This window comes from Nonomuraea sp. 3N208 (genome assembly GCF_052245935.1).
Classification (GTDB): Bacteria; Actinomycetota; Actinomycetes; order Streptosporangiales; family Streptosporangiaceae; genus Nonomuraea.
The window spans coordinates 14,738-36,950 of record NZ_JBQQBR010000077.1 but is presented as its reverse complement, the minus strand read 5'-3'; the positions used below and the strand labels follow the sequence as shown (position 1 = coordinate 36,950).

Sequence of the window (22,213 nt, the reverse complement as noted above, 5' to 3'; positions counted from 1 at the left end):
GAAAACCCAAAACCAAAACCGATGCCCGGGCGCAGGTCCTGCCGTCAGCCGCCGAAGCGGCGCTGCCTGGCCGCGAAGCTGCGCAGCGCCCGCAGGAAGTCGATTTCGCGGAACGCCGGCCAGTAGGCCTCGCAGAAGTACAGCTCCGAGTAGGCCGACTGCCAGAGCAGGAAGTTCGACATGCGTTGCTCGCCGCTGGTGCGGATCACCAGGTCAGGGTCCGGCTGCCCGGCCGTGTAGAGGTGCTTGGCGATGTCGTCCGCGCTCAGCGTGGCGGCCAGGTCCAGCATGGACTGCCCGGACTCGGCCCGCTCGTACAGCAGCTCGCGCAGGGCGTCGATGACCTCCTGGCGGCCGCCGTACCCGATGGCCAGCGTGAGGTGGAAGCCGGTGGCGCAGGTACGGGTCGCCTCGACGGCGCTCTTGAGCGCGCGAGCGGTGGTGTCGGGCAGCATGTCGAGCAGGCCGGCGACGTGGACGCGCCAGCGGGCGTCCGGCCGGTCGAGCCGGTCGGCGACCATCTGCTCGATCACCCGCAGCAGGAACGCGACCTCCTCGTCGCCGCGCCGCTGCAGGTTCTCCGTCGAGCACAGGAATATCGTCAGGTGCCGGATGCCGAGTCCTTCGCACCAGGTCATCACGTGCTCGATGTGGTCGGCGCCGTACTTGTGGCCGATGCTCGGGTTGGCCAGCCCCATCTGCCTGGCCCAGCGCCGGTTGCCGTCGATGATCAGGCCGACGTGCCGCGGCAGCGGGCCCGACATGACCTGGCGGCGCAGCCGGCGGGCGTACAGGGCGTGAGGAAGATCAGTAATGTGCACCCTACTAGGATGGCGCGCCCGGCGAGCGGCGAAACCCTCCTCAATCGCCGGCAGAGGCCGCTTCGACACCGTCGAGCAGCACGGCCAAGCCCACCTTGAACGTCTGCCGGGCCCGGTGCCGCAGCCACGGCTCGCCCTCGCCGGGCGTGTCGTCCTCGGACTCGACCCACCTCACCAGCGGGTAGCGCGCGGCGAAGCCGGGCGCCACCCGCTCCAGCAGGGCCGAGCGCGCCTTCCACCACTCCTCGTCCGAGACCCCGGTCTCCGACGGGGCCTGGCGCGACTCGGCGACCGTTCTGGCCGCCCCGCGTACGAAGTCGAACAGCAGCGCCACCACACCACGCAGCCTGGCGGGCGGCAGGCCGGTCGGGCGCAGGATGCCGACCAGGGTCTCCAACGCTTCAGTTGGCGGATTGAGCACTTAGGTGGCGGGGTCCGCCAGACCGGGCGCCAAGGTGCTGCGACCCCTCTGGCGTCAGGGACAAGCGCCACGAGATGATCATCCAATGGCGGATGTGATTTTCTTCGATCTGGACGGCACCCTGGTCGATCATCGAAGCGCGGTCTTGGAAACGATCGGCCAGATCGTTCAGGCCGCGCCGAACGCGACGGCTCCACCGGAGGAGCTGGTGACGTTGTGGTGGACGCTGGAGGGGCGCCACATGCGGGAATATCTGGCCGGTCAGTGCTCCTTCGTTGAGCACCACCGGCGCAGGCTCCGTTCCTTCCTGCCGATGCTCGGCGAGCCGGTTCCTGAAAGTCCCGGCCTTCTGGACGCCTGGATCGCCGACCGCTACCTCACCGTGTTCGAGGAGTCCTGGCGGAGCTATCCCGATGTCCAGCCATGCCTGGAGACCCTGAAACGGCTTCCCCGAGGACCGCGTCTGGCCGTTCTCACCAACGGGGACCCCGAGCAGCAGCGCGCCAAGCTCGCCCGCTTCGGCCTCCTCGAATACTTCGAAGCTGTCCTGACCCCGACCGAGCTCGGTGCGGCCAAGCCCGTCGCCTACGCCAACGCCTGTCGGTGGATGCGGACGGACCCCGCGCAGGCGGTCAACGTGGGCGACATGCTGGAAAGCGACGTGAACGCAGCCGCCCTCGCCGGGCTCACCGGCATCTGGCTGGACCGCGGCATCGACTTCGTCACCGGTGGACCATCGCCGACGGCAGACGAGACGGTGCTCCGCATCGAACGGCTCACCGACCTCCCCGACCACCTATCACGCACGAACGCCTGACCGGCTCTCACGAACCCGTCTGAAGATCGGCTTGGGCCGATAAGCGACCGCCCTTCCGCTGGTGGCGGGTGCGCTGGCGGTTGTGGCCGCGGCCCGGCGGCACGCGTTCCCGCCTGCGCCGGACCTCAGAGGCCGTGCCTGGCCAGGGGCTCGACGAGCTCGCGCTCCTCGTACGACAGATGCGACAGCAGGCTGTCGGTGAGCAGGTCCACGGCCGCACGCAGGTCGCCCAGGCGGCCGGCCGGGTCCCCGACGAACGCCACCAGCGCCCGGTCGATCCGTTCGAGGATTTTGTGGATGGCCTGGTGCTCCTCCTTGAGCCGGTCGAGCACCGGGGCGAGCGCGGGTTCGGCGCGGCGCAGGTGGGGGAACACGACGGCGTCCTCGCCGGTGTGGTGCATGGTGACGAGCCGGCAGTAGGACTCGCAGTAGGCGCCGAGCGTCCAGTTGTTCTGCCGCATGGTCATGGCGTTGATGTGCGAGCGTGCGGCGTCCGCGTCGAGCGTTCCCGCCGCTACCTGGTCGATCAGGTCGCGCAGCTGGGTGAGCTCGGCGCGCAGGTGGTCGTGCACGTCGATGAGATGCCGGCCGTTGGCCTGCTCCCTGGGGGTGTAGCGCCTGGCGGGGTCGGGGCGCAGGGCGGTGGGCCGGGTGCTCTCGTCCCAGACGCGGACGTCGCTCAGGCGCACGCCGTCGTCCGGAGTCGGGGTGAAACCCAGCAGCGGCTCGGCCGCCGGCGGCGTGCCCTGCGGGGCACCCGGCTGGGCCGCTCCCGCCTCGGTTTCCCGGGCGGCTTCTCCCAGGGTTTCCGCTGGGGCGGTGCGGCGTGCGGCGGCGACGAGCTCGCGGACGGCCGGCGCCGTCTCCGCGGCGAAACGCTGGATCTGACCCGGATCGCCGGTCATGAGTGTGAAGACGCTGATCCCGTGCTCCAGCGCTAGCTCGGCGAGCTGGGCGGGCGGTAGGTCCTCGCCGAGGTTGAGCAGGCGCCGGATGCCTCCCGGCGCGCGGCCGGCCTCGGCGGCCGCCTCGTCGATGATGGCGTTCCCCTCGGCGATCTTGGCCGTGGTCCGGAGGTGCGGGAGGGAGGGCAGCCATCCGTCGGCGAGCCGCCCGGTGAGGCGGAGCATCCGGGGCTTGTACGCGCCGAGCCAGATGCCGATGTCATGGGCGGGACGCGGCCCGCGCGGCGTGCCCTCCACCCGGTGGTGCACGCCGTGGAAGTGGACTCCGCCGGGCGCGTCGGTGTCCCATGCGGCGCGGATGATCTGGATGCCTTCCTCGAGCGCGGCCACGGCGTCGCCCGGGGTCAGGCGCGGGGCGCCCATGGCGGCGATGGCGTCCCAGTAGCCGCCCGTGCCGAGACCGAGCTCGAACCTGCCGCCGCTGAGAATATCCAGGCTCGCGGCGGCCTGGGCGAGCATGGCGGGCGGCCGCAGGGGCAGCGGGTGCACGTTGCCCGCCAGCCTGATCGTCTCGGTGGCGGCGGCCACGTAGCCGAGCAGCGTCCAGGTGTCCAGGAGCGCCGGCTGGTACGGGTGGTCCTGGAAGGTGACGAGGTCGAGGCCCGCGCGTTCGGCGAGCTGGGCCAGGGCTACGACGGTGCCGGGATGCTGGGCGTACGGCACGATGTTGGCGCTGAAGAGCAGGTCGTGGCCGTAGTCGGGCATGAAGGGCTCCTTGGGGCGGGCCGCGCATTAGTTGGTGATACGAACAGTTGCTATGCGGAAAAAGTAGTTCGTATCGCAAACTACTGTCAACTAGACTCGGTTGCGTGGTCATGACGAAGGAGCCGCTCCTGCGGTTCACCGAGGCGCTCGTCCGCCTGGCGCATCTGGTGCAGGAGGTGTTCGACGAGGTCGCCAAGGAGCACGACCTGACGCCGCAGCAGGCCCAGCTGCTCTGCCTGCTCATCGACGGGCCCGTCGGGATGACGGAGCTGACCCGGGCCCTGCATCTGGAGAAGTCGAGCCTGACGGGACTGGTGGACCGGGCCGGGAAACGCGGCCTGGTGGCCCGCGTCCGCGACTCGAACGATCGGCGGGCCTGCCGGATCGTGCTGACCCGGGAGGGGGAACGGCTCGGGGCGATGGCGCACGACGCGATGACCGATCGGCTGGAGGTGCTGGCGGGGAAACTGCCGCAGGAGCACCGGGGCCTGCTGGCGTCGGCGATCGGCGGGATCCTCGCCGAGCACACCGCCCAGACCGGCCGCGCCTGGAACGCCTCCGGGAGCTGACGGGCCCGCTCCATAGGCCTATCGGCTTCGCTCATCGGTGTATACCGTCCGATTCATGGCCGAACTTGAGCAATACCCGTTCATGCCCGGTCCACGGGGCGTCCCGGCGGAGACGTACGCGAAACGGCGGGAGGAGGCCCCGCTGGGCGAGGTCCTGCTGCCCAGCGGCGACACCGCCTACCTGACCACGACCTATCGCGACGCGGCCGCCGTGATGAGCGACCCGCGCTTCAGCCGGGACCTGAGCCGTCCCGGCTCGCCCAGGATGTTCGCCGGGTTCTCCCTCGCCGAAGGGCCTGGATCACTCATCAGCATGGACCCGCCCGATCACACGCGGCTGCGCAGGCTGCTGTCCGGGGTGTTCACGCCGCGCCAGGTCAACGGCTGGCGGCCGAGGCTGCGTACGCTCGCCGCCGAGCTCCTCGACGCGCTGCCCGACGAGTTCGACTTCCTGCACGACTTCGCCTTCCCGCTGCCCGTGCAGATCATGTGCGACGTGATGGGTGTGCCGGAGATCGACGCCGTGCCGGTGCGCGCCTGGTCGGACGCGATGCTGTCCACCTCCCGCCTGACGGAGGAGGAGAAGGTCACGGCGGCGATGGAGTTCTACGCCTACATCGCCGAGCTGATCGCCGCCCATCGTGAGAACCCCGGCGACGGCCTGCTCGCCACGATGATCCACGCCCGCGACGGCGAGGACCGGCTGACCGAGGACGAGCTGGTACGCAACACGCTCGGCCTGTTCCTCGCCGGGCACGAGACGACCGGATCAGTCCTGGCGAGATCGATGCTCAGGCTGCTCGACCCGCGCGACGCATACGCGCGACTGGTCGCCGCGCCGGAGCTGGTCCCGAGCACGGTCGAGGAGTTGCTGAGGCTCGAGCAGCCGGGCGACAGCCCGCTCCTGCGGGTGGCCACCGAGGACGTCGAGCTTCCGTCGGGCACCGTGCGCAAGGGCGAGGGCGTGATCGCCTCCTTCGCGGGCGCCAACCTCGACCCGTCGGTCTTCCCCGACCCGCAGGTCATGGATCCGCGGCGCGGCACGGGGCAGCAGCACCTGGCGTTCGGCCGTGGCCCCCACTACTGCCTGGGCGCGAACCTGGCCAGAATGGAGCTGCAGGAGATCCTCGGCGTGCTCGTCGAGCGGCTCCCCGAGCTCGCGCTCGCCGTGCCCGCCGACGACATGCCATGGACGGAGGGCGCCATCATCATCCGGCCAGAACGGGTGCCCGTACGCAAGAGGTCAGGCGCGGGCGGGGTGGTCCACGACCTCTGAGAGCAACGTCGTCAGCGCCCGCCGCCAGCAGCCCGGACACCTCCTGGATGCCGCGCACGTCCGACAGGCCGTTGATCGCCAGGGTGGATGGCGGGCCAGGCGGTCGGCGGGCACCGAGCTGGGCCTGTTCGCCAGGGACACAGCCCTTGGTTGATAATGTCGGCGATTGGCATCACACGAGAGTTGGGGGTTTCGCATGCGCCTCGGCAAGGTCACCGTCACCGCTTCCAGGCGAGGGCGTCTCACGCTCTAGCCGGTCGCCGTCGGGCTCGCACCGACGGGCGATGCTCCTCGCCTGAAGCGGTCGCTCGCGTCAACGACCGTTTCCCTTTCCTGTCCGAGGAGCTCTTTTGCGTGCCTCCACGTCCGCGCGTCTGGGCGCGGACTTCTCCAAGCTGTGGACCGCATCCGCGCAGTTGCCCTGGCTGCTGTTCGGGCTGGTCAGCGGCGCGTACGTGGACCGGCTCGACCGCCGGCGGCTCATTGTCCCGCGGCGGCGCTCCTGCCCGCCATCGTGCCGCCTGACCGGCTGGCCGCGGCCAACGCCCGGTTGGTGGCGACGTTCACGGTGGCCAAGCGACGTGGCTGCGGGCCCGGTTCGGGGCGACGGCGCTGTTGCGGGCGGGGCTGCTCGTCGAGGCGGGCCGCCTGGCGTCCCCTCGCCCAGACCAGGACCCTCTGACCGCCTTCGATGAAAGCGAATGGACTCATGCTGCCCGACGTACTCAGATCCGCTCTGGACAAGGCCCTGGCCCGCTACTCGCCGCAGGAGCTGTCCCGGTCGGTCGCCCAGCTCACCGAGCGTTACCGCACCCCGTCAGCCGGCGGCAGGCACCTGCGCGGCGAGGCCGACGTCGCCGCCTACGCCGCGTACCGCATGCCCGCCACCTACGCAGCCGCCGGCACTGCGATGCGCCAGGCCGCGGCGCTGGCGCCGCACTTCCAGCCGAAGACGCATCTCGACGCCGGCGGCGGCACCGGGGCGGCCATCTGGGCGGCGGGCACGATCTGGCCGTCGCTGCGGCAGGTCACGGTCATCGAGCACGACCCGCACGTCATCGACCTGGGCAGGCGTCTGGCCCGAGCGTCGGAGGCGGCCGCCGTGCGTGACACCACCTGGCGGCACGCCGCCATCCGCCCCGGCCTCGACCGGCCCCCTGCCGACCTGGCGACCATGTCGTACGCGCTGGGCGAGCTCCCCGAACGGGACCGCCCGGACGTCGTGCGCTGGCTCGCCGACGGCGCCGCCATGGTGGTCATCATCGAGCCCGGCACCCCCGCCGGGTACGCCACCATCGCCGCCGCCCGGGAGGTGCTGACCGGGCAGGGCATGACCATCGTCGCCCCCTGCCCGCACGACGGCCGCTGCCCGATCCAGCCGGGCCGCGACTGGTGCCACTTCTCCGTCAGGGTGCCCAGAAGCTCACTGCACCGCCAGGTCAAGGCGGGCACGCTGAGCTTCGAGGACGAGAAGTTCTCCTACGTGGCGGCCACGGCCGGCCCGTCACCGCGGGCCGAGGCCAGGGTGCTGCGTCACCCGCAGAAACGCAAGGGCGTGGTGTTCATGCGGCTGTGCACCGGCGACGAGGGCGTCCGCGACGTGATCGTCTCCAAGCGGCAGGGTGAGCTCTACCGGCGCGCCAGGGACGTGGGCTGGGGTGACGCGTGGCCGGGCAGTAGGGGCTGACGTCAGGAGCGCCGGGCCGCCAGTTCCTCCAGGTCGCGGACGAACCAGATGTGGTTGCCCCGGTTCGACTCCAGCACCCAGGCGCGCAGGGCTTCGCTTGCGGCGGTGAAGCGGGAGATGTCCCCCACGACCGCCAGCCCCAGCCGGTAGTTGACGAACTTCTGCGCGATCTCCCCCGCCACGCCGGTGCGCAAGGAGAAGAAGTCCTCGTGCAGCCGCTCGGCCGGCACGGCGACCCAGGTGGCGCCGTGCCAGCCGGCCTCGCCGATAAGGTCGAGCACGTCGCGCTCGTCACGCAGCGGCGGGCCGTCAGGCGGGTAGACGTGAACGCTGTCGTCAGGCATGGGCGGTCTCCAGGAAGTCCATGATCTCTCGGGTGTGGGCGGGGAGCAGGTGCCCGGCGTCGGGCAGGAGGCGTACCTCGGCGTGCGGGACGCTGCGCTGGAGGCGGCGGCGCGTGTCCTGGGAGTCGAGCAGGGCGTCGCGACCTCCGACGATCGCCAGCACCGGCACGGCCAGCCCGCGCAACGCGTCCTCGCCGAAGACCGGCACCTTGCCGCGGCGTGGCCGGAAACTCTTCTGGATCAGCAACGAGAACGCGCCGAGATCACCGCCGCCGTCCGAGGCGGAAGCGTTCGCGGCCAAACCGTCCGCGGCGGGGCCGAGGAGGCGGCGCATGGCGCGGCGCAGGCCCCGGTCGCCCAGCAGCATCAGCGGCAGCGCGCCCAGCAGCGGCAGCCACCGCTGGCGGCCGATGCCGCTGGGGCAGAGCAGCGCGAGCCGTTCGACCCGCCCGGCCCTGCGCGTGGCGTAGTCGACCGCCAGCCATCCGCCGAGCGAGACGCCCACCATCGAGGCCCGCTCCACGCCCAGACCGTCCAGCACGTCGTCGAGCCACGCGGCATACGCGCCGGAGCCGAGCGGCGGCCGCGACGGCGCGCTCAGCCCCGGCTCGCCGATCACATCGACCGCGTACACCCGCAACCGCCGCGCCCAAGCGGCAACGTCACCCATCCACATGGCGCTGGTGGCCCCCGACCCGTGCAGGAGCACCACCGCGGGCGCGCCGTCCGGCCCGGACGCCAGCACGAACGTCTCGCCCTGCGTGGTGGGCACGCGCACGTGCTCGCCCGGCACCGGCCAGCGGCCGAGCAGCTCCCGGTAGCGCCGCTCGACCGCCCGCGCCCCCTCCGGCGAAGAGTAGATGCCGCTCACTGCCGCACCAGCGCGTCGACGATCCGCAGCACCTGGGCGCTCTCCTCGAGCCCGCCCAGCACGATGATCTTCAAGTGGGCACGCTCCTCGTCGTACACGAACTCCACGCGCAGCCCGTGCGGCTGTCCCGCAAGCGATCCCATGACCATCGTGCTGATCCGGTCCAGCTCGCGCCGCTCGACCCCGTCGACCTGCACGATGCTGGACACCTCGGCGTGCCGCGGCACCTCCGGGCGGTCGTCGGGCAGCCCGGCGAACGCCGCGAGGTCCTCCCTGGCGATCCGGTATTGCCTGCCGACGCGCACGGCGGGCAGCCGCCCGTCCCGCACGTAGTTACGCACGGTCTTGACGTGCAACCCCAGTCGCCTGGCTGCCTGCTCCACGGTGTATTGCTCCATAACACTCCCTACAATAGGGCATATCAGGGAGGAATAGGGAGTCAGGCATGGGCTCCCACTGCCACGGGGCCGATGGTCAGGCGCGGTCGTCCCTCCAGCACCTCCCCCACCCGCTCCACCTGCTCGTCGAGCTCGCGCAGCTGGGCCGGAGTGAGATCGCGGAGCGTCTCCACGGTGACGTCGATCTTGCTGCCGGAGCGCCGCTGGTGCCACACTCCGCGCACCTCCCCGTCCACCAGCAGCACGGGAAAGTTCCCCGCCTGCCCCCCGGCCAGCGCCCGCTGGGCCACCGCGCCCGGGTAGAGCAGCTCGCGCGGCCGCCCGGCCACCACGTACGCGTCGAAGTACGGCAGGAGCCGCACCCCCCGCGGCGGATCCTCGGGGAACACCGTGTCACCCGCGACGACCCAGGCCCGCTGCCCCTCGAACAGCACCTCCTCCAGCCCGGCCCCCTCGAACCCCCGCGCCGCCCACCGCACCGGCCCGCCGGCCCACTGCGCGAACTGGGCGGGCGTGGCGGGCCCGTACGCCGTCACATAGCTCCTCACCAGGCCGCCGAGCCCGTCCGCGACCGGCCCGGTGACGGACAGGGCGGCGGGCGGGGCGGTGTAGGTGACCTTGCGGCCCCGCGCGGGGCCGAAGACGACCGCGCCCCGGTGCCCGGCCAGCGCCATCGCCTGCCGCCAGCGCGGCCACATGACCTGGAACGCCGGCATGACCAGGTCCCCGGCCCACGGTCCCGTGGCGGCCACGACGGCTTCGCTCAGCTCGTCGATCGTCATCTCGGCCCCGACGAGCACCTCGCGGACAGCCTCCACCACCTCGTCGGTCTGCTCGGGCGTCATCCGCACGCCGTCGGGAAAGGGGGTGTGCCCGGGTGGCACCGACGACAGCGCGCTCACCCACATGGGCAGGTCGGTGGCGGGCAGCAGGTGCACGGTGCCGCGCGGCCCGAACGCCTTGACCAGGCTGCGCCGGCTCCACAGCGCCTCGCGCACGTGCGCCCGCGTGGCGCCGTCCAGCCGCAGGGCGACGGACGCCTCGCCGGCAGACATCACCTGGGCGTGCGCCCCGCACATGGCCGCCACGGCCTGCGCCGCGTCCGCCTCGACCAGGGGCGCGGCCAGCCCGGCCCGTTCCAGCCGCCGCGCGCTCACCTGCGGCCACGACACTTCGATCATCACGTCCTCCTCCGTCCGCACGCTCACGGTAGAGGCAAATGCGGAAGAATTCCTGCCGCAATCGGACGGCAGCCGTGCCGAAAAGGGCGCGCAATCAACGGCAACCATGCCGAAGTAAGTGTTCGTAAAGTCATCTTCAATCCGGAATCAGTAATGTCACCCCTCATGATCCGCCTCAGTCCCGTCCTCGGGCCGCTCACCCCCCGCCAGCGCTGGCGGCGGGTCCGGCTCCAGGCCTACTCCTGGGCCCTGACCGGCGCCTACCGGCTCGGCGCGATGCATCCGGCCATCTGGCGGATGGTGGCCCGTGGCTACCATCCCGCGCTGGACCGGGTCGCCGCCAGGCATGCCAGAGTGGCCTGCCAGTTCGCGGCCGTGGACGTGCCGGCGTACCGCCATTTCCTGCGGGCGAACGGCGCCGAGCACGCCAGGCGACTGGCGGACTTCCCCGAGACCACCAAACAGAACTACGCCGGCGTCTACGACGAGGAGAGCCGCTGCCAGGAGGGCAGGCTGCACCGGCCCGGCGTGATCGTGGACGAGTCGTCGGGGTCGAGCGGCAAGCCGTACAACTGGGTACGCGGGCCGCGCGAGCTCAAAGGCATCTACCGCAACGCGGCCGGGTACATCGAGCTGGTCTTCCCCGGCGAGCGGCTGTTCGTGATCAACGCGTACTCGATGGGCGCCTGGGCCACCGGCACGACCACGGGCGCCGCCATGGCGCGCATCGCGATGGTCAAGAACACCGGGCCCGACCTGGAGAAGATCACCGACACGCTGGAGCACTTCGGGCCGGGCTACGACTACGTGGTGGCCGCGTACCCGCCGTTCCTCAAGCACCTGCGCGACCGCCTCGACGAGGCCGGGTTCCCGTGGCGGGACTACCGCATCCGCGGCATGGTCGGCGGCGAGGGCATGACCGAGGCGCTCCGCGACTACCTGCAGGAACGCTTCGAGGAGGTGCGCTCCGGCTACGGCGCCAGCGACCTGACCATCGGCATGGGCGCGGAGAGCGGTTTCAGCGTGTGGCTGCGCAAGCGCCTGGCCACCGACCAGGCGCTGCGCGACCGGCTGCTCGGCCCGGGCGAGCAGCGGCTGCCGATGATCTTCCACTACAACCCGCTGGAGACGTTCCTGGAGGTCAACGGGAACGGCGAGCTGCTGTGCACCATCAACACCAAGAGCTGCCTGCAGCCCAAGCTCCGCTACAACGTCGGCGACGAGGCCCGCCTGCATACCCTGCCGGACGTACGGGAAGCGCTGGGCGCGCATGAGTACGAGCGGGCGTGGACCGACGAGCGGCTGAACCTGCCGCTGCTGTTCCTGTTCGGCCGCAAGGACTCGACGATCTCCTACATGGGCGCGAACCTCTATCCGCAGGACGTCGAGTACGGCCTCTACCAGGGCAATCCGTACGCCGCCGCGATCAACAGGTTCTGTCTGTCGCTGGAGGAGCTGCCGGGCCTGGAGTACCGCCCGGTGATCAACCTCGAGGTACGCGGCGACGCCGACCGCGAGGAGCTGGCCGCCATCTGCCGCAAGGGCGTCGTCGCCCACCTGAGCGCGGTCTCGCGCGACTTCGCCGAGTCGCTCAAGGAGGACCCGACGGCCGCCGACCTGCGGGTCAAGGTCTACGACCTGGGCGCGGGCCCGTTCGCCGGGCTCACCAAAATGAAGAACGTCTATCTGGTGAAGGACTCATGAGGACCACGGATTTCAGCAAGGCGCCGCCGCAGGGGCAGGCGACGGCGATGTTCGTCGGGGCCACCCGCTACCGGGGACCGTTGTCGATCCTCACGCTCACGCTGACCTGGTTCCGCCTGGTGCGCGACATGAAGCGGATGCGCGGATACCGCTGGCACAAGGTCTACTGGGAGTTCCCGTACACGCTCGGCACGCTGGCGTTCTTCGAGGACCGCGACGCGTTGCTGCGTTTCGCCCGCAGCCGGCACCACCGCAAGCTCATGCAGTGGGTGACGGACGGCACAAAGAACGCCACCGGCGGCTACATCCGGCTCTACAACGCCGAGCCCGAGGGCTACAGCAACGGCGTCTGGCGGGCGGAGGGCGGCCCGATGGCACACATCGAGACGTTCACGCCACTGTCGGCGGAGGACGGCGACGGCCCGCCGGTGAAGCGCGCGTGACGGAGCCCGCGGAGCTCGCGGCGCTGCGGCCCGTCGAGACCCACCGCGACCTGCGCGACTTCCTCTCCCTCACCGACCGCGTCTACGCCGGGGAGCCGCGGTTCGTCCCGCCGCTGCACGCGCAGGTCCGCACGTGGTTCCGCCAGGGCGTGCGGATGTACGTGCTGCGTCGGCGCGGTCAGGTCGTGGCGCGCACCACCCTGCATGCCGACGCCGCGCTGGACGCCAAGCTGGGCGGGCGTACGCAGCTGTTCGGGCTGACGGAGTTCGCCGAGGAGGCGGCGGAGGAGCTGTTCGACGGCATCTGCGCAGCCGGCCGGCTGGACGGCAGGCAGAGCGCGTTCGGGCCGGTGTCGCTGCTGCCGAACCAGGCGGGCGGGGTCATCACCTCGGGCTTCGGCGAGCGCGGCTTCATCGACAGCGCGTGGAACCATCCGTACTACCCCGCCGCGTACGAGGCGTACGGGTTCGCCCGCCGCTTCGAGTCCGACACCTGGATCTGCCCGGTGCCGGACAAGGAGGTGTTCGCGTTCGACGACCGGAGGATCGAGGCCGAGCGGCTGCGGGTGCACCGGGGTGACCGCCGGCGGGTGGCGGAGCAGCTGCCGATCCTGCGGGAGATGCTCAACGCCAGCTTCGCGCAGCTCGGGTACTACACCGAGATCTCCGCGGAGCAACTGGCGGCGCAGACGGACGGGCTGGCGTACCTGCTGGACGAGGCGCTGCTGCTGTACCTGACGAAGGCGGATCGGCCGGTGGCGTTCGTGTTATGCCTGCCCGATATTTCAGAATTTGTTGCGAAATGTCGGGGGAATCTTCACCTCCTGCGGCAGCTCCGGCTGCTCGCCACCCGCTCCCGCTACCGCCGCGAGGCGGTGCTCATCATCAAGGGTACGGTCCCCGGCGAGCAGGGTCACGGCTACATGCGGCTGCTCTCGCGCGAGCTGCACGAGGGGCTGCGCCGCGGCGGCTACCACACGCTGCGCAGCACGTACGTCGAGCGCACCAACCCCGGCTCCGCCGCCCAGTACGTCGCGATGGGCGGCCGCCCGCTGCACGGCTACACCTTCTACGCCAAGGATCTCCTCTCGTGAACGAGTTGCGGGCGCTGGAGCCCGACTTCTGGCGTGCACCCAGCGCGCACAACACCCAGCCGTGGACGCTCACCTATGGGGACGAGGAGGTCGCCGTCGGCTGGGACCCGGCCAGGGCGCTGCCCGTCAGCGACCCCACCGGGCGCGACCTGCGCCTCAGCCTGGGGGCGTTCGTGGAGTGCTGCCTGATCGTGTGCGCGGACGCGGGCCACGCCATCGCCTTCCGCCCCGACGCCGGGCCGCTGCGGGCAGGCTTCCTGCACGGGGCGGCGCAGCCGTACCGTACGCCGTTCACGACGGCGGACGTGCGGGCGCGCGGCGCGAACCGCGGCGAGTACCACCCGGGACGGCTGCCCGACGACGTGGCCGCCGAGCTGGCCGGGATGCGACGCGTCGCCTGCCGGGACGTGGCGGATCTGCTGCATGCCGCGGACCTGCACCAGTTCGGGGACCGGGAGGCGACGCGGGAGTTGCGTGCCTGGCTGCGCCTGACCCGCCGGCACCGCCGATACCTGCTGGACGGCCTCAGCGACCGGGCGCTGGCGCTCAGCCGGTTCGAGGCGCTCGCCCTGCGCGCCTCACTCGCCCTCTACCCGGCGCTGCGCCCGCTCGGGCTGCCCCGGGTGCTGGCCGGTGCGTCACGAGCGCTGCTGGACTACGACGGGGACGTGCTGGTGCTGGTCGGGACGGCCGGCGACGAGGTGGCGCAGGGCCGCCTGCTCATGCGGCACTGGCTGACGTTGTCCGGCCTCGGCTACACCACGCATCCGCTGAGCCAGATCATCGACTGCGAGCCCACACGGGAGGAGCTGGCGCGGCGGCTGGGGGTGGACGATCCCGCGCCCCTGCTCCATGTGGCCCGCGTGGGCCGTCCGAAGGCCCCTGCCGCACCGTCGGCCCGGGTCAAGGAGGGGTAGCGGCCGGATGCGTTGACGTGGCCGCGCCCGGCGCCGGGATCGCGGCCGGTGATGTACCCGTACCCGAAGTTCCCTGAGGGAACCCAAATTGCTAGACTGATTCCATGCAGCGCACGAACTTCAGCGAGATGGCGTGCTCGATCGCGCGCACGCTCGACGTCATCGGAGAGCCCTGGTCGCCGCTGGTCCTGCGCGACGTGTGGGCCGGGTTCACCCGGTTCGAGCAGATCCAGGCGGACCTCGGCATCTCGCGCAAGGTCCTGACCGAGCGGCTGAACCACCTCGTCGAGCGCGGAGTGCTCGAGCGCCGGCCCTACGACAGGCGGCCACGCTACGAGTACGTCCTGACGGAGAAGGGCGCTGAGCTCGTCGACCTGCTCATGGTCATGGCCGGCTGGGGAGACAGGTGGCTCGCGGGCGAGGCCGGCCCGCCAGTGCTCTACCGCCATCACGCGTGCGGTGAGATCAGCAGCGTCGACCTGCGCTGCGCCCACTGCGGCGAGCCGATGCACGCAGGCGACGTCGACCTGCTGCCAGGCCCTGGCGCGGCCGCATGATCGAGACTGGCTCCACAGCTCCTTCCGGTTGCCGGAAAGTCTCGCGGCACCGCTGCACGATCAACAGGCGCCGATATGGACAACCAGCGGTCATCGACTCCATCGCGAGTCTTGCGACATTGGCGCCTGTTCATCGGAGGCCCGCCGGTGCAGGGTGAAGAACCGTGCTCGCTCACGAGGACGGGTCCTGCTGCGCGCAGGGCCCGTCGGCGGCGAGGTAGATGGCGTGCTGCTGGAGATCGGCGGCGAACTCCTCGGCCCGGCTCAGCTGGATGCGCAGTGCCGCGCACCGCTCCTGGGTGGCCTGCTCGAACCGCTCCAGCCGCGCCCGCAGGTCGGCGCGCTCGGCCGCGCCGAGCGGCGCAGGGCCGGCTGCCGAGCCCGCTGCTGGGCCTGCCTGGTCGAGCCGGTCGGTGATGGCCAGCAACTCACCCATCTCTTCCAGGGTGAAACCCAGCGGCTTCATCCGGCGGATCACCATCAGCCGGGTCACATCCGCCTCGGTGTACAGGCGGAACCCGCCCTGGCTGCGCGCCGACGGCCGCACCAAGCCCACCTCGTCGTAGTGCCGGATGGTGCGCAGCGACAGCCCGGTCCGCGCGGCCACCAGACCGATGTGCATGTGATCTCCACCACCCCCGGGCATGGCCGGAGCGTCATCGGGGGCGGCAGAAACGGCCGATGTGTCCATCTGTGGCGTGACCTCACTGTGTGGCTGGCAGGGCGGGTGCGCACCGGCGCCCCCGACCCCACCGAATCTCTACCCTAACGTTAAGGTAGAGTTTCGGTTGATCCGACCTGGCCCGGCCGCATGCTGCCAGCCCGCCGGCTCCCGCCCACCGGCACCCCGAGGTGCCGCTCCGCATCCGAGGTAAGGAACATCGACGCGCGCATGCCCGTGACCACTACCGCCAGCTGCCCGCCGTGACCTCCTCGCAGTAGGCCTGGCACGCCCGTGCCGCCTGCCGCCTTGCCTTCCACGGGGACCGTCATAGACGCGCCCCGGCGCCCCGCCAGCCCACCTGGCCACCCTTTGTCTTGATGCTCGCCTGCGCTCGTGCGCTGCCGATCGTGGCCCTCGCACGTAGGACGGGCTTTGTTCACGTTAGGACGTTGTGATGCCCCGTTTGTCTCCCCGCGCCCTCCCGCGCGCCCGCCGGACGGGCCGGCCCGCCTGGCTGAGCCCGTCGGTAGGCCGCACCGAGATCCTGTCCGGGCTGGTCGTCGCCCTCGCCCTCATCCCTGAGGCGATCTCGTTCTCCATCATCGCGGGCGTCGACCCCAGCATCGGCTTGTTCGCCTCCTTCACCATGGCCGTGGTGATCGCGATCGTCGGCGGCCGTCCGGCGATGATCTCAGCTGCCACCGGCGCCATCGCCCTGGTGGTGGCTCCGCTGGCGCGCGAGCACGGCCTCGGCTATTTGATCGCCACTGTCATCCTCGGCGGCCTTATCCAGGTGGCGCTCGGCGCGCTCGGGGTGGCCAAGCTGATGCGGTTCGTGCCGCGCAGCGTGATGGTCGGTTTCGTCAACGCCCTCGCCATCCTGATCTTCATGGCGCAGGTGCCCGAACTCGTCGATGTGCCGTGGATGGTGTATCCGCTGGTGGTCGCCGGGCTGGCGCTGATGGTGTTCTTCCCCCGCCTGACCAAGGCGGTGCCCGCGCCGCTGGTGTCCATCGCCGCCCTGACCGCCATCACCGTGGGCGCCGCCCTGGCCGTGCCCACCGTCGGCGACCGCGGCGCGCTGCCGTCCGCGCTGCCCGTCCCCGGCCTGCCCGACGTTCCCTACACCCTGGACACGCTCGCCCTCATCGCCCCGTACGCACTGGCCTTCGCCCTGGTAGGGCTGATGGAATCGCTGATGACCGCCAAGCTCGTGGACGACCTGACCGACACCCGCTCCTCCAAGACCCGCGAATCCATCGGCCAGGGCATCGCCAACATCGTCACCGGCTTCTTCGGCGGCATGGGCGGCTGCGCCATGATCGGCCAGACCATGATCAACGTCAAGAACGGCGCCCGCACCCGCCTGTCCACCTTCTGCGCCGGCGCCTTCCTCATGGTCTTGTGCATCGTCTTCGGCCCCTGGGTGTCGCAGATCCCCATGGCTGCCCTGGTCGCCGTGATGATCCTGGTCTCGGTCGGCACCTTCGACTGGCACTCCATCGCCCCGGCCACACTCAAGCGCATGCCCGCCGGCGAGATCACCGTCATGGTCGTCACCGTCGCCATGGTGGTCGCCACCCACAACCTGGCCATCGGCGTCGTGCTCGGCTCGCTCACCGCGCTGGTCATCTTCGCCCGCCGGGTCGCCCACCTGGCCGAGGTCTCCGCCGTCATCGACCCCGACGGCACCCAGGCCATCTACGCCGTCACCGGCCAGCTGTTCTTCGCCTCCAGCAATGACCTGGTGGGCCGGTTCGACTACGCCGGCGACCCCGACCACGTCATCATCGATCTGTCCGACGCCCACATCTGGGACGCCTCCAGCGTCGCCGCCCTGGACGCCGTCCAGGCCAAGTACGCCGCCCGCGGCAAGACCGTACAGATCATCGGCCTCAACGAGCCCAGTGCCAAGATGCACGCCACGTTGTCCGGCGAACTGTCCGGCAGTCACTAGCCAGGCAGTCCTATGACTATGACCACGCTCAACCGCTCAACGAACGCAGGGGTTATTTCACATACGGGCCGCAGGCGGCCCGTACCTCCGCGATGAGCCGCGCCGCGTCGCCGACGGTGCGGCCGATCTCCTCCGGCGTCCGCCCGACCGCCCCGAGCAACGCCTGGGCCCGCTCGCCGAACCCGCTCGGCGCCGACGGCAGCCGGTCCGCCGATCCCACCATGCCCTTCTCATTGATCAGCCAGGCCCCGTCGTTGGCGTGCAGCGCCTGGCAGGCGACCCCGATCGCGCGGAACAACGCCCCCGCCGTGTACACCGGGTCCCACCCCGCGGCCCCGTACTTGGCGATCATGAGGGCGAAGTCCGCCTCCCGCAGTCCCGTGATCAGCGCCTCGCGCAGCGCCGGCGGGTACTGCGCGGCTTCTTCCCGCAGCGCGGCCAGCTCCCCGCCCGGGTCGGCCAGCACCCGGCACAGAGCCACCTCCCCCACGTAGGCGTGGGAGTAGAAGCCCAGCGGGTGCCCGGTCTGGACGCCGACCTCGTACCGGCCTTCCCGGCAGTCCCGCCAGATCCGGTGGACCCGGTCGAGGTCGCGGTAGATCCAGTCGACGCGCCACCCGTCCACGGTCAGCCAGCCTCCGCCGTCCACCCACGGACCCCACCCGCCCGGCTCCGTGACGTCGACCGGCTCGCCGGTCACCTCCCGCGCGAGCGCCCGCAGCCGGTCCACGTCGAGCCGCCCCCGGTAGTAGAGGCCCAGGTCGATGTCCGAGTCCGGCCGGTGGGTGCCCCGCGCCCGGCTGCCGCCCAGCACCACGGCCACCACACCCGGCACCTCGGTCAGCCGGGCGGCGATGGCGTGAAGATCCTCATCCTGCACGTGACGAGCCTACGGGTGTCGCACGCCGGCGGCGGCCCTCACTGCCCGAGCCAGATGCGCCGGTAGGCCTCGCGGTAGCCGCGCGGCTCCCATGAGGTGGAGTCGCCCACGTTCCCGGTCGTGGTCAGGTGCACCGGCGTCACGTACCCGCTGGGCGGCCGGCCGGCGAACGCGCGGTTGAGCTCGTCGATGATCTGGCTGCCCTGAGCGTTCAGGGGCTCAGGGACCGTCGCCTGCTGGAACTGCCGGTCGCGGATTCGCTGGAACGCCGAAGGATCGCCGTCCCCGGCGCCGATGGCGTAGGGAGGCCCCTCCCCTTTCCGGCCGGCGGCCCGCAGCGCCGGGGCGGCGTCGGCGAAGTAGACGTCGTTGATGGCGACCGAGTGCGTCCACCGCTCGCGGAAGCGTGACACCAGCGAGGAGGTCACCACCGGCATCCGGCTGCCGGTGTCGGGCAGTGGGATGTTCTCGTACTCGAGCAGCTTCACTCCGGAACAGCTCTGCAGCGTCTTCCTGATCAGCTGGGACTTGTTCTCCGCGAAGGGGATCGAGGAGTCAGTGAAGATCACGACGCCGGCGTCGCCGTTGGACGTCGCGATGATCCAGTACGCGCTGATCCTCGCCACGTCCGCCACCCGGCTCGTCACGTTGGTGAAGAGCTTGGGATTCGCGCTGGGGCCAGGCGACCGGGTCGCGTGCCAGCCGACGAGCGTAATGCCGGCGTCGTCGGCCTGCTTGACCTGCTGAGCCACGGATTCCGGGTCGAACCCCCCGATGACGATCCCGGATGGCCGCAGGGCGATCGCCTGCCCCAGAGCCGACCGTATCCCGGTCGGAGTGCCTTGGCCGTCGATCACGCGAACGCGCCATCCTATGGTCCTGGCGGCCTCCCGCACCCCGTTGGCGGTGCCGGCCACGCCGGGGTTCGTCATGGTCGACGCGACGAAGACCACGCTCTTGCCGGCGACCGCGCGCGGCCCGGTCGTGGGGCCGTCCCACGGGGTGTTCACCGCTTCGGCCCGCGCAACCGCCCGCGCGGCCGTGTCCGTCACGTCAGGGCACGGACTGGCCGCCCGGTCTGGGGAGGGCGTGCCCTCCGGCGCGGGACGGGGTGCGCCGCGCGAGCAGCCGCCGGCCACCACACCGCTCACCACGGCGGCCAGCGCCAGCGCGGTCGCACTGCGCCGGAATCCGCGGCGGGTGAGATCCATGCCTGCTCCTCACTCAGGGCTCCTCACTCAGGCTGCCCACTCAGGGCTGCCCACTCAGGGCTCCTCACTCAGCGGAGGCGGAAGCGGCGGCGGGGCTGGCGCGCGTCCGGCGTCGTGCGGAATAGCCGGCCAATCCGACCGCGATGAGCAGCGTGATCCCGTTGAACAGAGGGGTCACCCAGAAGTCCGCCCCAAGCTGGCTGATGCCCGACAATCCGATGGCCAGGACGGCGACGGCGACGACGGTGCCCCACGGGTTGGCCCGCCCGGGCTTGATCGTGGTGGAGCCGAGGAGGGCGGCGACGAACGCCGGCAGCAGGTGGTCAAGCCCGACGCTGGGGTTGCCGATCTGCTGCTGGGCGGCGAGCAGGATCCCCGCGAAGCCGGTCACCAGGCCGGAGCCCGCGAAGGCGAGGATGACGTACCGGCGGACGGGGATCCCGACGAGTTCCGCCGCCCGCGGGTTGGAGCCGATGACGTAGAGGTAGCGGCCCAGCGCGAGACGCTCGAGCAAGATCCAGAGCACAGCGGTCAGGACGAGGACGTAGAACGCCGCTATCGGCAGGTTGAGAAAGGTCGACTCGTACAGCTCGGTGAGACCGGGGGGCAGGCCTTGCGGACCGGCGAAGATCCGGGCGCCACCCGTCACCCAGCCCGTGACGGCGTACAGGATGCTGCCCGTGCCGAGCGTCGCGATGAAGGAGTCGATGCGCGCGAACTCCACCAGGAAACCGTTGATCACGCCAACCGCGATGCCGCCGCCGAGCACCGCCAGGCAGCTCTGCGGCCATGGCCAGCCGGCGTTGACGACGAGGTGCAGCGTCATGACATGGCCCAGGCCGAGGCCGTAGCCGATGGACAGGTCGAAGTTGCCCGTGACGATGGGGATCATCGCGCCCTGCGCGAGGATCGCGATGATCGAATAAGCGGAGATGATCGCCGTCAGGTTGGCCATCGTGGGGAACGTGTCCGGCAGGGCGAGCGCGAACACGACGAACAGCAAGAAAGCCAGCGCCGGCAGCCCGTAGCCGCCGATGAGATTGCCGGCCGCGAGCCGCCTCCGGATGAGCTCGCTGGTCAGCAACGGTCCGCCCGGCGGCCGGCGGGCGCGGCCGTGGCCGCGTGGGTGAGGGCGACGACGGTGAGGGCGTCACCGCTGAGCTCGGTGGTCACCGTTCCGCGGGTGAACACGAGCGCGCGGTCGCACATGTTCACGACTTCCTCGAAGTCCGCGGAGACGAGCAGGGCGGCCAGCCCGCTCGCCAAGGCCTCGCCCAGCAGCCGGTAGATCTCGGACTTCGCGCCGACGTCGACGCCGGCCGTGGGCTCCTCGAGGATCAGGAGCCGGCGGCGGGCGCCGAACCAGCGCCCCATCAGCATCTTCTGCTGGTTCCCACCCGACAGGGCGGCGAAAGGCGCCTCGGTGTCGGTGGGGCTGACCTGCAGTCGCGTGATGACCGCCGCAGTCTCGGCGCGCTCCCGCCGCGCTCCCACCGGGCTCAGCGGCGATCGGCCGCGGGTCGCGGGGTTGGCCAGGAGGTTCTCCCGTACGCTCAGCTCTCCGGCGGCCTCTTCCTGCCGGTCGCCGCTCACGAGACCGACGCCCGCGCCGACGGCGGCCGACACCGAACCCGGCCGGTACCGCCGCCCGGCCAGGTGCATGCTGCCCGACAGGACGGGGCACGCGCCGGCCAGCGCACGTCCGATGTCCACGTGCCCGGCGCCCGCGAGTCCGACCAGGCCGAGCACCTCGCCTGCGCGCAGGTCGAACCCGACCGGTCCCGCCTGCCCGGCACGCACGCCGGCGACGCGCAGCAGGACCTCTCCTGGTCCGCGGACCCGGTGCCGGTAGATCCTGTGCTCCCGGCCGACGATGTCGCGTACGAGATCGGCCGGTCGGCGGCCCGCGAGCGGTCCGCGGCTGACGACGCGTCCGTCGCGAAGGACGGCGACGCTGCCGGCGATCCGGTAGACCTCGTCGATCCGGTGGGTGACGTACAGGATTCCGTGGCCGCGATCACGGAGCCTACGCAGCACGTCGAACAGGACGACGCAGTCGGCGGCGGGAAGGGCGGCGGTCGGCTCGTCGAACACGAGGATCGTCGCATCGGTGGCCAGCGCCCGGGCGATGGCCACGAGCGAACGCTCCGCGTGCGTCAGCTGCGCGATCCGCAGGTCCGGGTCGAGGTGGGAGGCGATCGTCCGCAGGGCGTCCACGCCGCGCCGCCGCACCGCGCGCCAGGATATGAGGCCGCCGCGCCGGGCATATCCCGCGCCGAGCGCGATGTTCTCCGCGACGCTCATCCATTCCACGAGGCCGAGATCCTGATGGATGAAGGCCATACTGCCGGATGCGGCCGGGCTTCCCAGGGGATGGCCGGCCACCTCGACCTCTCCCCCGTCGGCGTGATGGATCCCGGCCAGGATCTTGATCAGCGTCGATTTGCCGGCCCCGTTCGCGCCGAGCAGGGCGAGGATGTCGCCGCCGTGGAGGTCGAGATCCACTCCGCGCAGCGCGTGGACGCCGCCGAAGTGTTTGCGGAGTCCCCGGATCCGGATGAGCGGATCGGGGATGGTCCTTGATCCCGGCCTGGCCGGACGGTGATTCGGGATGTCGTTGTGCACAGCTGTCTCCGCGGGACTTCACCACCCGGCGGACAGGCCCTCGAGCTCGCACGAGCTCGCCGGAGCTCGGAATATCGATTTCATCGTACAGAACCCATGGTCAAAG

23 protein-coding genes are annotated in these 22,213 nt (G+C 71.2%); 10 read left to right on the top strand and 13 right to left on the bottom strand.

Annotation, left to right across the window (positions count from 1 at the left end; all coding sequences use genetic code 11):
- Window positions 1–44: 44 nt before the first annotated feature.
- Window positions 45–764 (bottom strand): polyprenyl diphosphate synthase, encoded by a 720-nt coding sequence (uppS, locus tag ACTWPT_RS57145; RefSeq protein WP_443185955.1) that lies wholly within the window; start codon window positions 762–764, stop codon window positions 45–47.
- Between the two features lie 97 nt (window positions 765–861).
- On the bottom strand, window positions 862–1,218 hold the full coding sequence (locus ACTWPT_RS57140; protein ID WP_443185952.1) for a TetR/AcrR family transcriptional regulator C-terminal domain-containing protein: 357 nt from the start codon (window positions 1,216–1,218) through the stop codon (window positions 862–864).
- 109 nt (window positions 1,219–1,327) lie between these two features.
- Between ACTWPT_RS57140 and ACTWPT_RS57135 the strand changes: the two genes are divergently transcribed.
- Complete coding sequence (locus tag ACTWPT_RS57135; RefSeq protein ID WP_443185951.1) at window positions 1,328–2,059, top strand: HAD family hydrolase; 732 nt, start codon at window positions 1,328–1,330, stop codon at window positions 2,057–2,059.
- 125 nt (window positions 2,060–2,184) lie between these two features.
- Here ACTWPT_RS57135 and ACTWPT_RS57130 read toward each other — a convergent pair whose 3' ends face one another.
- Window positions 2,185–3,729 carry an LLM class flavin-dependent oxidoreductase gene (locus ACTWPT_RS57130; protein WP_443185950.1) on the bottom strand — a complete coding sequence of 515 codons (1,545 nt, stop codon included), beginning with the start codon at window positions 3,727–3,729 and terminating at the stop codon, window positions 2,185–2,187.
- A 110-nt stretch (window positions 3,730–3,839) separates the two neighbouring features.
- On the opposite strand from ACTWPT_RS57130, the gene ACTWPT_RS57125 reads away from it, so the two are divergent.
- Both ACTWPT_RS57125 and ACTWPT_RS57120 read left to right on the top strand, forming a co-directional pair.
- Window positions 3,840–4,298 carry a MarR family winged helix-turn-helix transcriptional regulator gene (locus ACTWPT_RS57125; RefSeq protein WP_443185954.1) on the top strand — a complete coding sequence of 153 codons (459 nt, stop codon included), beginning with the start codon at window positions 3,840–3,842 and terminating at the stop codon, window positions 4,296–4,298.
- A gap of 55 nt (window positions 4,299–4,353) precedes the next feature.
- On the top strand, window positions 4,354–5,574 hold the full coding sequence (locus ACTWPT_RS57120) for a cytochrome P450 (RefSeq protein ID WP_443185949.1): 1,221 nt from the start codon (window positions 4,354–4,356) through the stop codon (window positions 5,572–5,574).
- Window positions 5,575–6,054: 480 nt separating this feature from the next.
- Here ACTWPT_RS57120 and ACTWPT_RS57115 read toward each other — a convergent pair whose 3' ends face one another.
- Complete coding sequence (locus ACTWPT_RS57115; RefSeq protein ID WP_443185948.1) at window positions 6,055–6,285, bottom strand: hypothetical protein; 231 nt, start codon at window positions 6,283–6,285, stop codon at window positions 6,055–6,057.
- On the opposite strand from ACTWPT_RS57115, the gene ACTWPT_RS57110 reads away from it, so the two are divergent.
- Window positions 6,284–7,261, top strand: coding sequence for a small ribosomal subunit Rsm22 family protein (locus ACTWPT_RS57110; RefSeq protein ID WP_443185947.1), 978 nt, complete (start codon window positions 6,284–6,286; stop codon window positions 7,259–7,261). The two genes, ACTWPT_RS57115 and ACTWPT_RS57110, sit on opposite strands and share 2 nt — an antisense overlap.
- A gap of 2 nt (window positions 7,262–7,263) precedes the next feature.
- On the opposite strand, the gene ACTWPT_RS57105 is transcribed toward ACTWPT_RS57110, so the two are convergent.
- Genes ACTWPT_RS57105 through ACTWPT_RS57090 form a run of 4 tightly spaced genes read right to left on the bottom strand, consistent with a single transcriptional unit; the run spans window position 7,264 to window position 10,055 of the window.
- A complete protein-coding gene (locus ACTWPT_RS57105) occupies window positions 7,264–7,605 on the bottom strand; it encodes a DUF4180 domain-containing protein (protein WP_443185946.1) in 342 nt (113 codons plus the stop codon).
- A complete protein-coding gene (locus ACTWPT_RS57100) occupies window positions 7,598–8,476 on the bottom strand; it encodes an alpha/beta fold hydrolase (RefSeq protein ID WP_443185945.1) in 879 nt (292 codons plus the stop codon). The genes ACTWPT_RS57105 and ACTWPT_RS57100 overlap by 8 nt, the downstream gene beginning before the upstream one ends.
- On the bottom strand, window positions 8,473–8,874 hold the full coding sequence (locus tag ACTWPT_RS57095; protein WP_443185944.1) for a helix-turn-helix domain-containing protein: 402 nt from the start codon (window positions 8,872–8,874) through the stop codon (window positions 8,473–8,475). Before ACTWPT_RS57095 ends, ACTWPT_RS57100 begins: the two co-directional genes overlap by 4 nt.
- Before the next feature lie 41 nt (window positions 8,875–8,915).
- Complete coding sequence (locus ACTWPT_RS57090) at window positions 8,916–10,055, bottom strand: winged helix DNA-binding domain-containing protein (protein ID WP_443185943.1); 1,140 nt, start codon at window positions 10,053–10,055, stop codon at window positions 8,916–8,918.
- Window positions 10,056–10,220: 165 nt separating this feature from the next.
- Here ACTWPT_RS57090 and ACTWPT_RS57085 point away from each other — a divergent pair, with 165 nt between their 5' ends.
- The 5 genes from ACTWPT_RS57085 to ACTWPT_RS57065 all read left to right on the top strand — a co-directional run bounded on the left by ACTWPT_RS57085 (window position 10,221) and on the right by ACTWPT_RS57065 (window position 14,770).
- On the top strand, window positions 10,221–11,759 hold the full coding sequence (locus ACTWPT_RS57085) for a phenylacetate--CoA ligase family protein (RefSeq protein ID WP_443185942.1): 1,539 nt from the start codon (window positions 10,221–10,223) through the stop codon (window positions 11,757–11,759).
- Complete coding sequence (locus ACTWPT_RS57080) at window positions 11,756–12,202, top strand: DUF4188 domain-containing protein (protein ID WP_443185941.1); 447 nt, start codon at window positions 11,756–11,758, stop codon at window positions 12,200–12,202. Before ACTWPT_RS57085 ends, ACTWPT_RS57080 begins: the two co-directional genes overlap by 4 nt.
- Window positions 12,199–13,296 (top strand): hypothetical protein, encoded by a 1,098-nt coding sequence (locus ACTWPT_RS57075; RefSeq protein ID WP_443185940.1) that lies wholly within the window; start codon window positions 12,199–12,201, stop codon window positions 13,294–13,296. Before ACTWPT_RS57080 ends, ACTWPT_RS57075 begins: the two co-directional genes overlap by 4 nt.
- Complete coding sequence (locus ACTWPT_RS57070) at window positions 13,293–14,213, top strand: hypothetical protein (RefSeq protein WP_443185939.1); 921 nt, start codon at window positions 13,293–13,295, stop codon at window positions 14,211–14,213. Before ACTWPT_RS57075 ends, ACTWPT_RS57070 begins: the two co-directional genes overlap by 4 nt.
- A gap of 104 nt (window positions 14,214–14,317) precedes the next feature.
- The gene (locus ACTWPT_RS57065; RefSeq protein ID WP_443185938.1) at window positions 14,318–14,770 is read left to right on the top strand and encodes a winged helix-turn-helix transcriptional regulator; all 453 of its coding nucleotides are present in this window, start codon (window positions 14,318–14,320) and stop codon (window positions 14,768–14,770) included.
- Between the two features lie 172 nt (window positions 14,771–14,942).
- Here ACTWPT_RS57065 and ACTWPT_RS57060 read toward each other — a convergent pair whose 3' ends face one another.
- The gene (locus ACTWPT_RS57060; RefSeq protein ID WP_443185937.1) at window positions 14,943–15,392 is read right to left on the bottom strand and encodes a MerR family transcriptional regulator; all 450 of its coding nucleotides are present in this window, start codon (window positions 15,390–15,392) and stop codon (window positions 14,943–14,945) included.
- Window positions 15,393–15,888: 496 nt separating this feature from the next.
- On the opposite strand from ACTWPT_RS57060, the gene ACTWPT_RS57055 reads away from it, so the two are divergent.
- Window positions 15,889–17,391, top strand: a complete 1,503-nt coding sequence (locus ACTWPT_RS57055) for a SulP family inorganic anion transporter (protein ID WP_443185936.1) — start codon at window positions 15,889–15,891, stop codon at window positions 17,389–17,391.
- Between the two features lie 52 nt (window positions 17,392–17,443).
- Here the strand turns inward: ACTWPT_RS57055 and ACTWPT_RS57050 are convergent, their stop codons facing one another.
- The 4 genes from ACTWPT_RS57050 to ACTWPT_RS57035 form a co-directional block, all read right to left on the bottom strand.
- Window positions 17,444–18,271: a nucleotidyltransferase domain-containing protein gene (locus ACTWPT_RS57050; protein ID WP_443185935.1), complete on the bottom strand. Its 828-nt coding sequence runs from the start codon at window positions 18,269–18,271 to the stop codon at window positions 17,444–17,446.
- A 38-nt stretch (window positions 18,272–18,309) separates the two neighbouring features.
- On the bottom strand, window positions 18,310–19,482 hold the full coding sequence (locus ACTWPT_RS57045; RefSeq protein WP_443185934.1) for a substrate-binding domain-containing protein: 1,173 nt from the start codon (window positions 19,480–19,482) through the stop codon (window positions 18,310–18,312).
- 64 nt (window positions 19,483–19,546) lie between these two features.
- Window positions 19,547–20,566, bottom strand: coding sequence for an ABC transporter permease (locus ACTWPT_RS57040; RefSeq protein WP_443185933.1), 1,020 nt, complete (start codon window positions 20,564–20,566; stop codon window positions 19,547–19,549).
- On the bottom strand, window positions 20,560–22,107 hold the full coding sequence (locus ACTWPT_RS57035) for a sugar ABC transporter ATP-binding protein (RefSeq protein ID WP_443185932.1): 1,548 nt from the start codon (window positions 22,105–22,107) through the stop codon (window positions 20,560–20,562). Before ACTWPT_RS57035 ends, ACTWPT_RS57040 begins: the two co-directional genes overlap by 7 nt.
- Window positions 22,108–22,213: the final 106 nt, after the last annotated feature.

What these genes read in the sequence shown, in the direction of transcription:
- ACTWPT_RS57085 (WP_443185942.1), top strand. Translation starts at nt 10,221, where the DNA reads ATGATCCGCCTCAGTCCCGTCCTCGGGCCGCTCACCCCCCGCCAGCGC.
- uppS (WP_443185955.1), bottom strand. Translation starts at nt 764, where the DNA reads ATGTCGGGCCCGCTGCCGCGGCACGTCGGCCTGATCATCGACGGCAAC.
- ACTWPT_RS57055 (WP_443185936.1), top strand. Translation starts at nt 15,889, where the DNA reads ATGCCCCGTTTGTCTCCCCGCGCCCTCCCGCGCGCCCGCCGGACGGGC.
- ACTWPT_RS57135 (WP_443185951.1), top strand. Translation starts at nt 1,328, where the DNA reads ATGGCGGATGTGATTTTCTTCGATCTGGACGGCACCCTGGTCGATCAT.
- ACTWPT_RS57095 (WP_443185944.1), bottom strand. Translation starts at nt 8,874, where the DNA reads ATGGAGCAATACACCGTGGAGCAGGCAGCCAGGCGACTGGGGTTGCAC.
- ACTWPT_RS57065 (WP_443185938.1), top strand. Translation starts at nt 14,318, where the DNA reads ATGCAGCGCACGAACTTCAGCGAGATGGCGTGCTCGATCGCGCGCACG.
- ACTWPT_RS57120 (WP_443185949.1), top strand. Translation starts at nt 4,354, where the DNA reads ATGGCCGAACTTGAGCAATACCCGTTCATGCCCGGTCCACGGGGCGTC.
- ACTWPT_RS57110 (WP_443185947.1), top strand. Translation starts at nt 6,284, where the DNA reads ATGCTGCCCGACGTACTCAGATCCGCTCTGGACAAGGCCCTGGCCCGC.
- ACTWPT_RS57060 (WP_443185937.1), bottom strand. Translation starts at nt 15,392, where the DNA reads ATGCACATCGGTCTGGTGGCCGCGCGGACCGGGCTGTCGCTGCGCACC.
- ACTWPT_RS57115 (WP_443185948.1), bottom strand. Translation starts at nt 6,285, where the DNA reads ATGAGTCCATTCGCTTTCATCGAAGGCGGTCAGAGGGTCCTGGTCTGG.
- ACTWPT_RS57130 (WP_443185950.1), bottom strand. Translation starts at nt 3,729, where the DNA reads ATGCCCGACTACGGCCACGACCTGCTCTTCAGCGCCAACATCGTGCCG.
- ACTWPT_RS57080 (WP_443185941.1), top strand. Translation starts at nt 11,756, where the DNA reads ATGAGGACCACGGATTTCAGCAAGGCGCCGCCGCAGGGGCAGGCGACG.
- ACTWPT_RS57105 (WP_443185946.1), bottom strand. Translation starts at nt 7,605, where the DNA reads ATGCCTGACGACAGCGTTCACGTCTACCCGCCTGACGGCCCGCCGCTG.
- ACTWPT_RS57125 (WP_443185954.1), top strand. Translation starts at nt 3,840, where the DNA reads ATGACGAAGGAGCCGCTCCTGCGGTTCACCGAGGCGCTCGTCCGCCTG.
- ACTWPT_RS57045 (WP_443185934.1), bottom strand. Translation starts at nt 19,482, where the DNA reads ATGGATCTCACCCGCCGCGGATTCCGGCGCAGTGCGACCGCGCTGGCG.
- ACTWPT_RS57090 (WP_443185943.1), bottom strand. Translation starts at nt 10,055, where the DNA reads ATGATCGAAGTGTCGTGGCCGCAGGTGAGCGCGCGGCGGCTGGAACGG.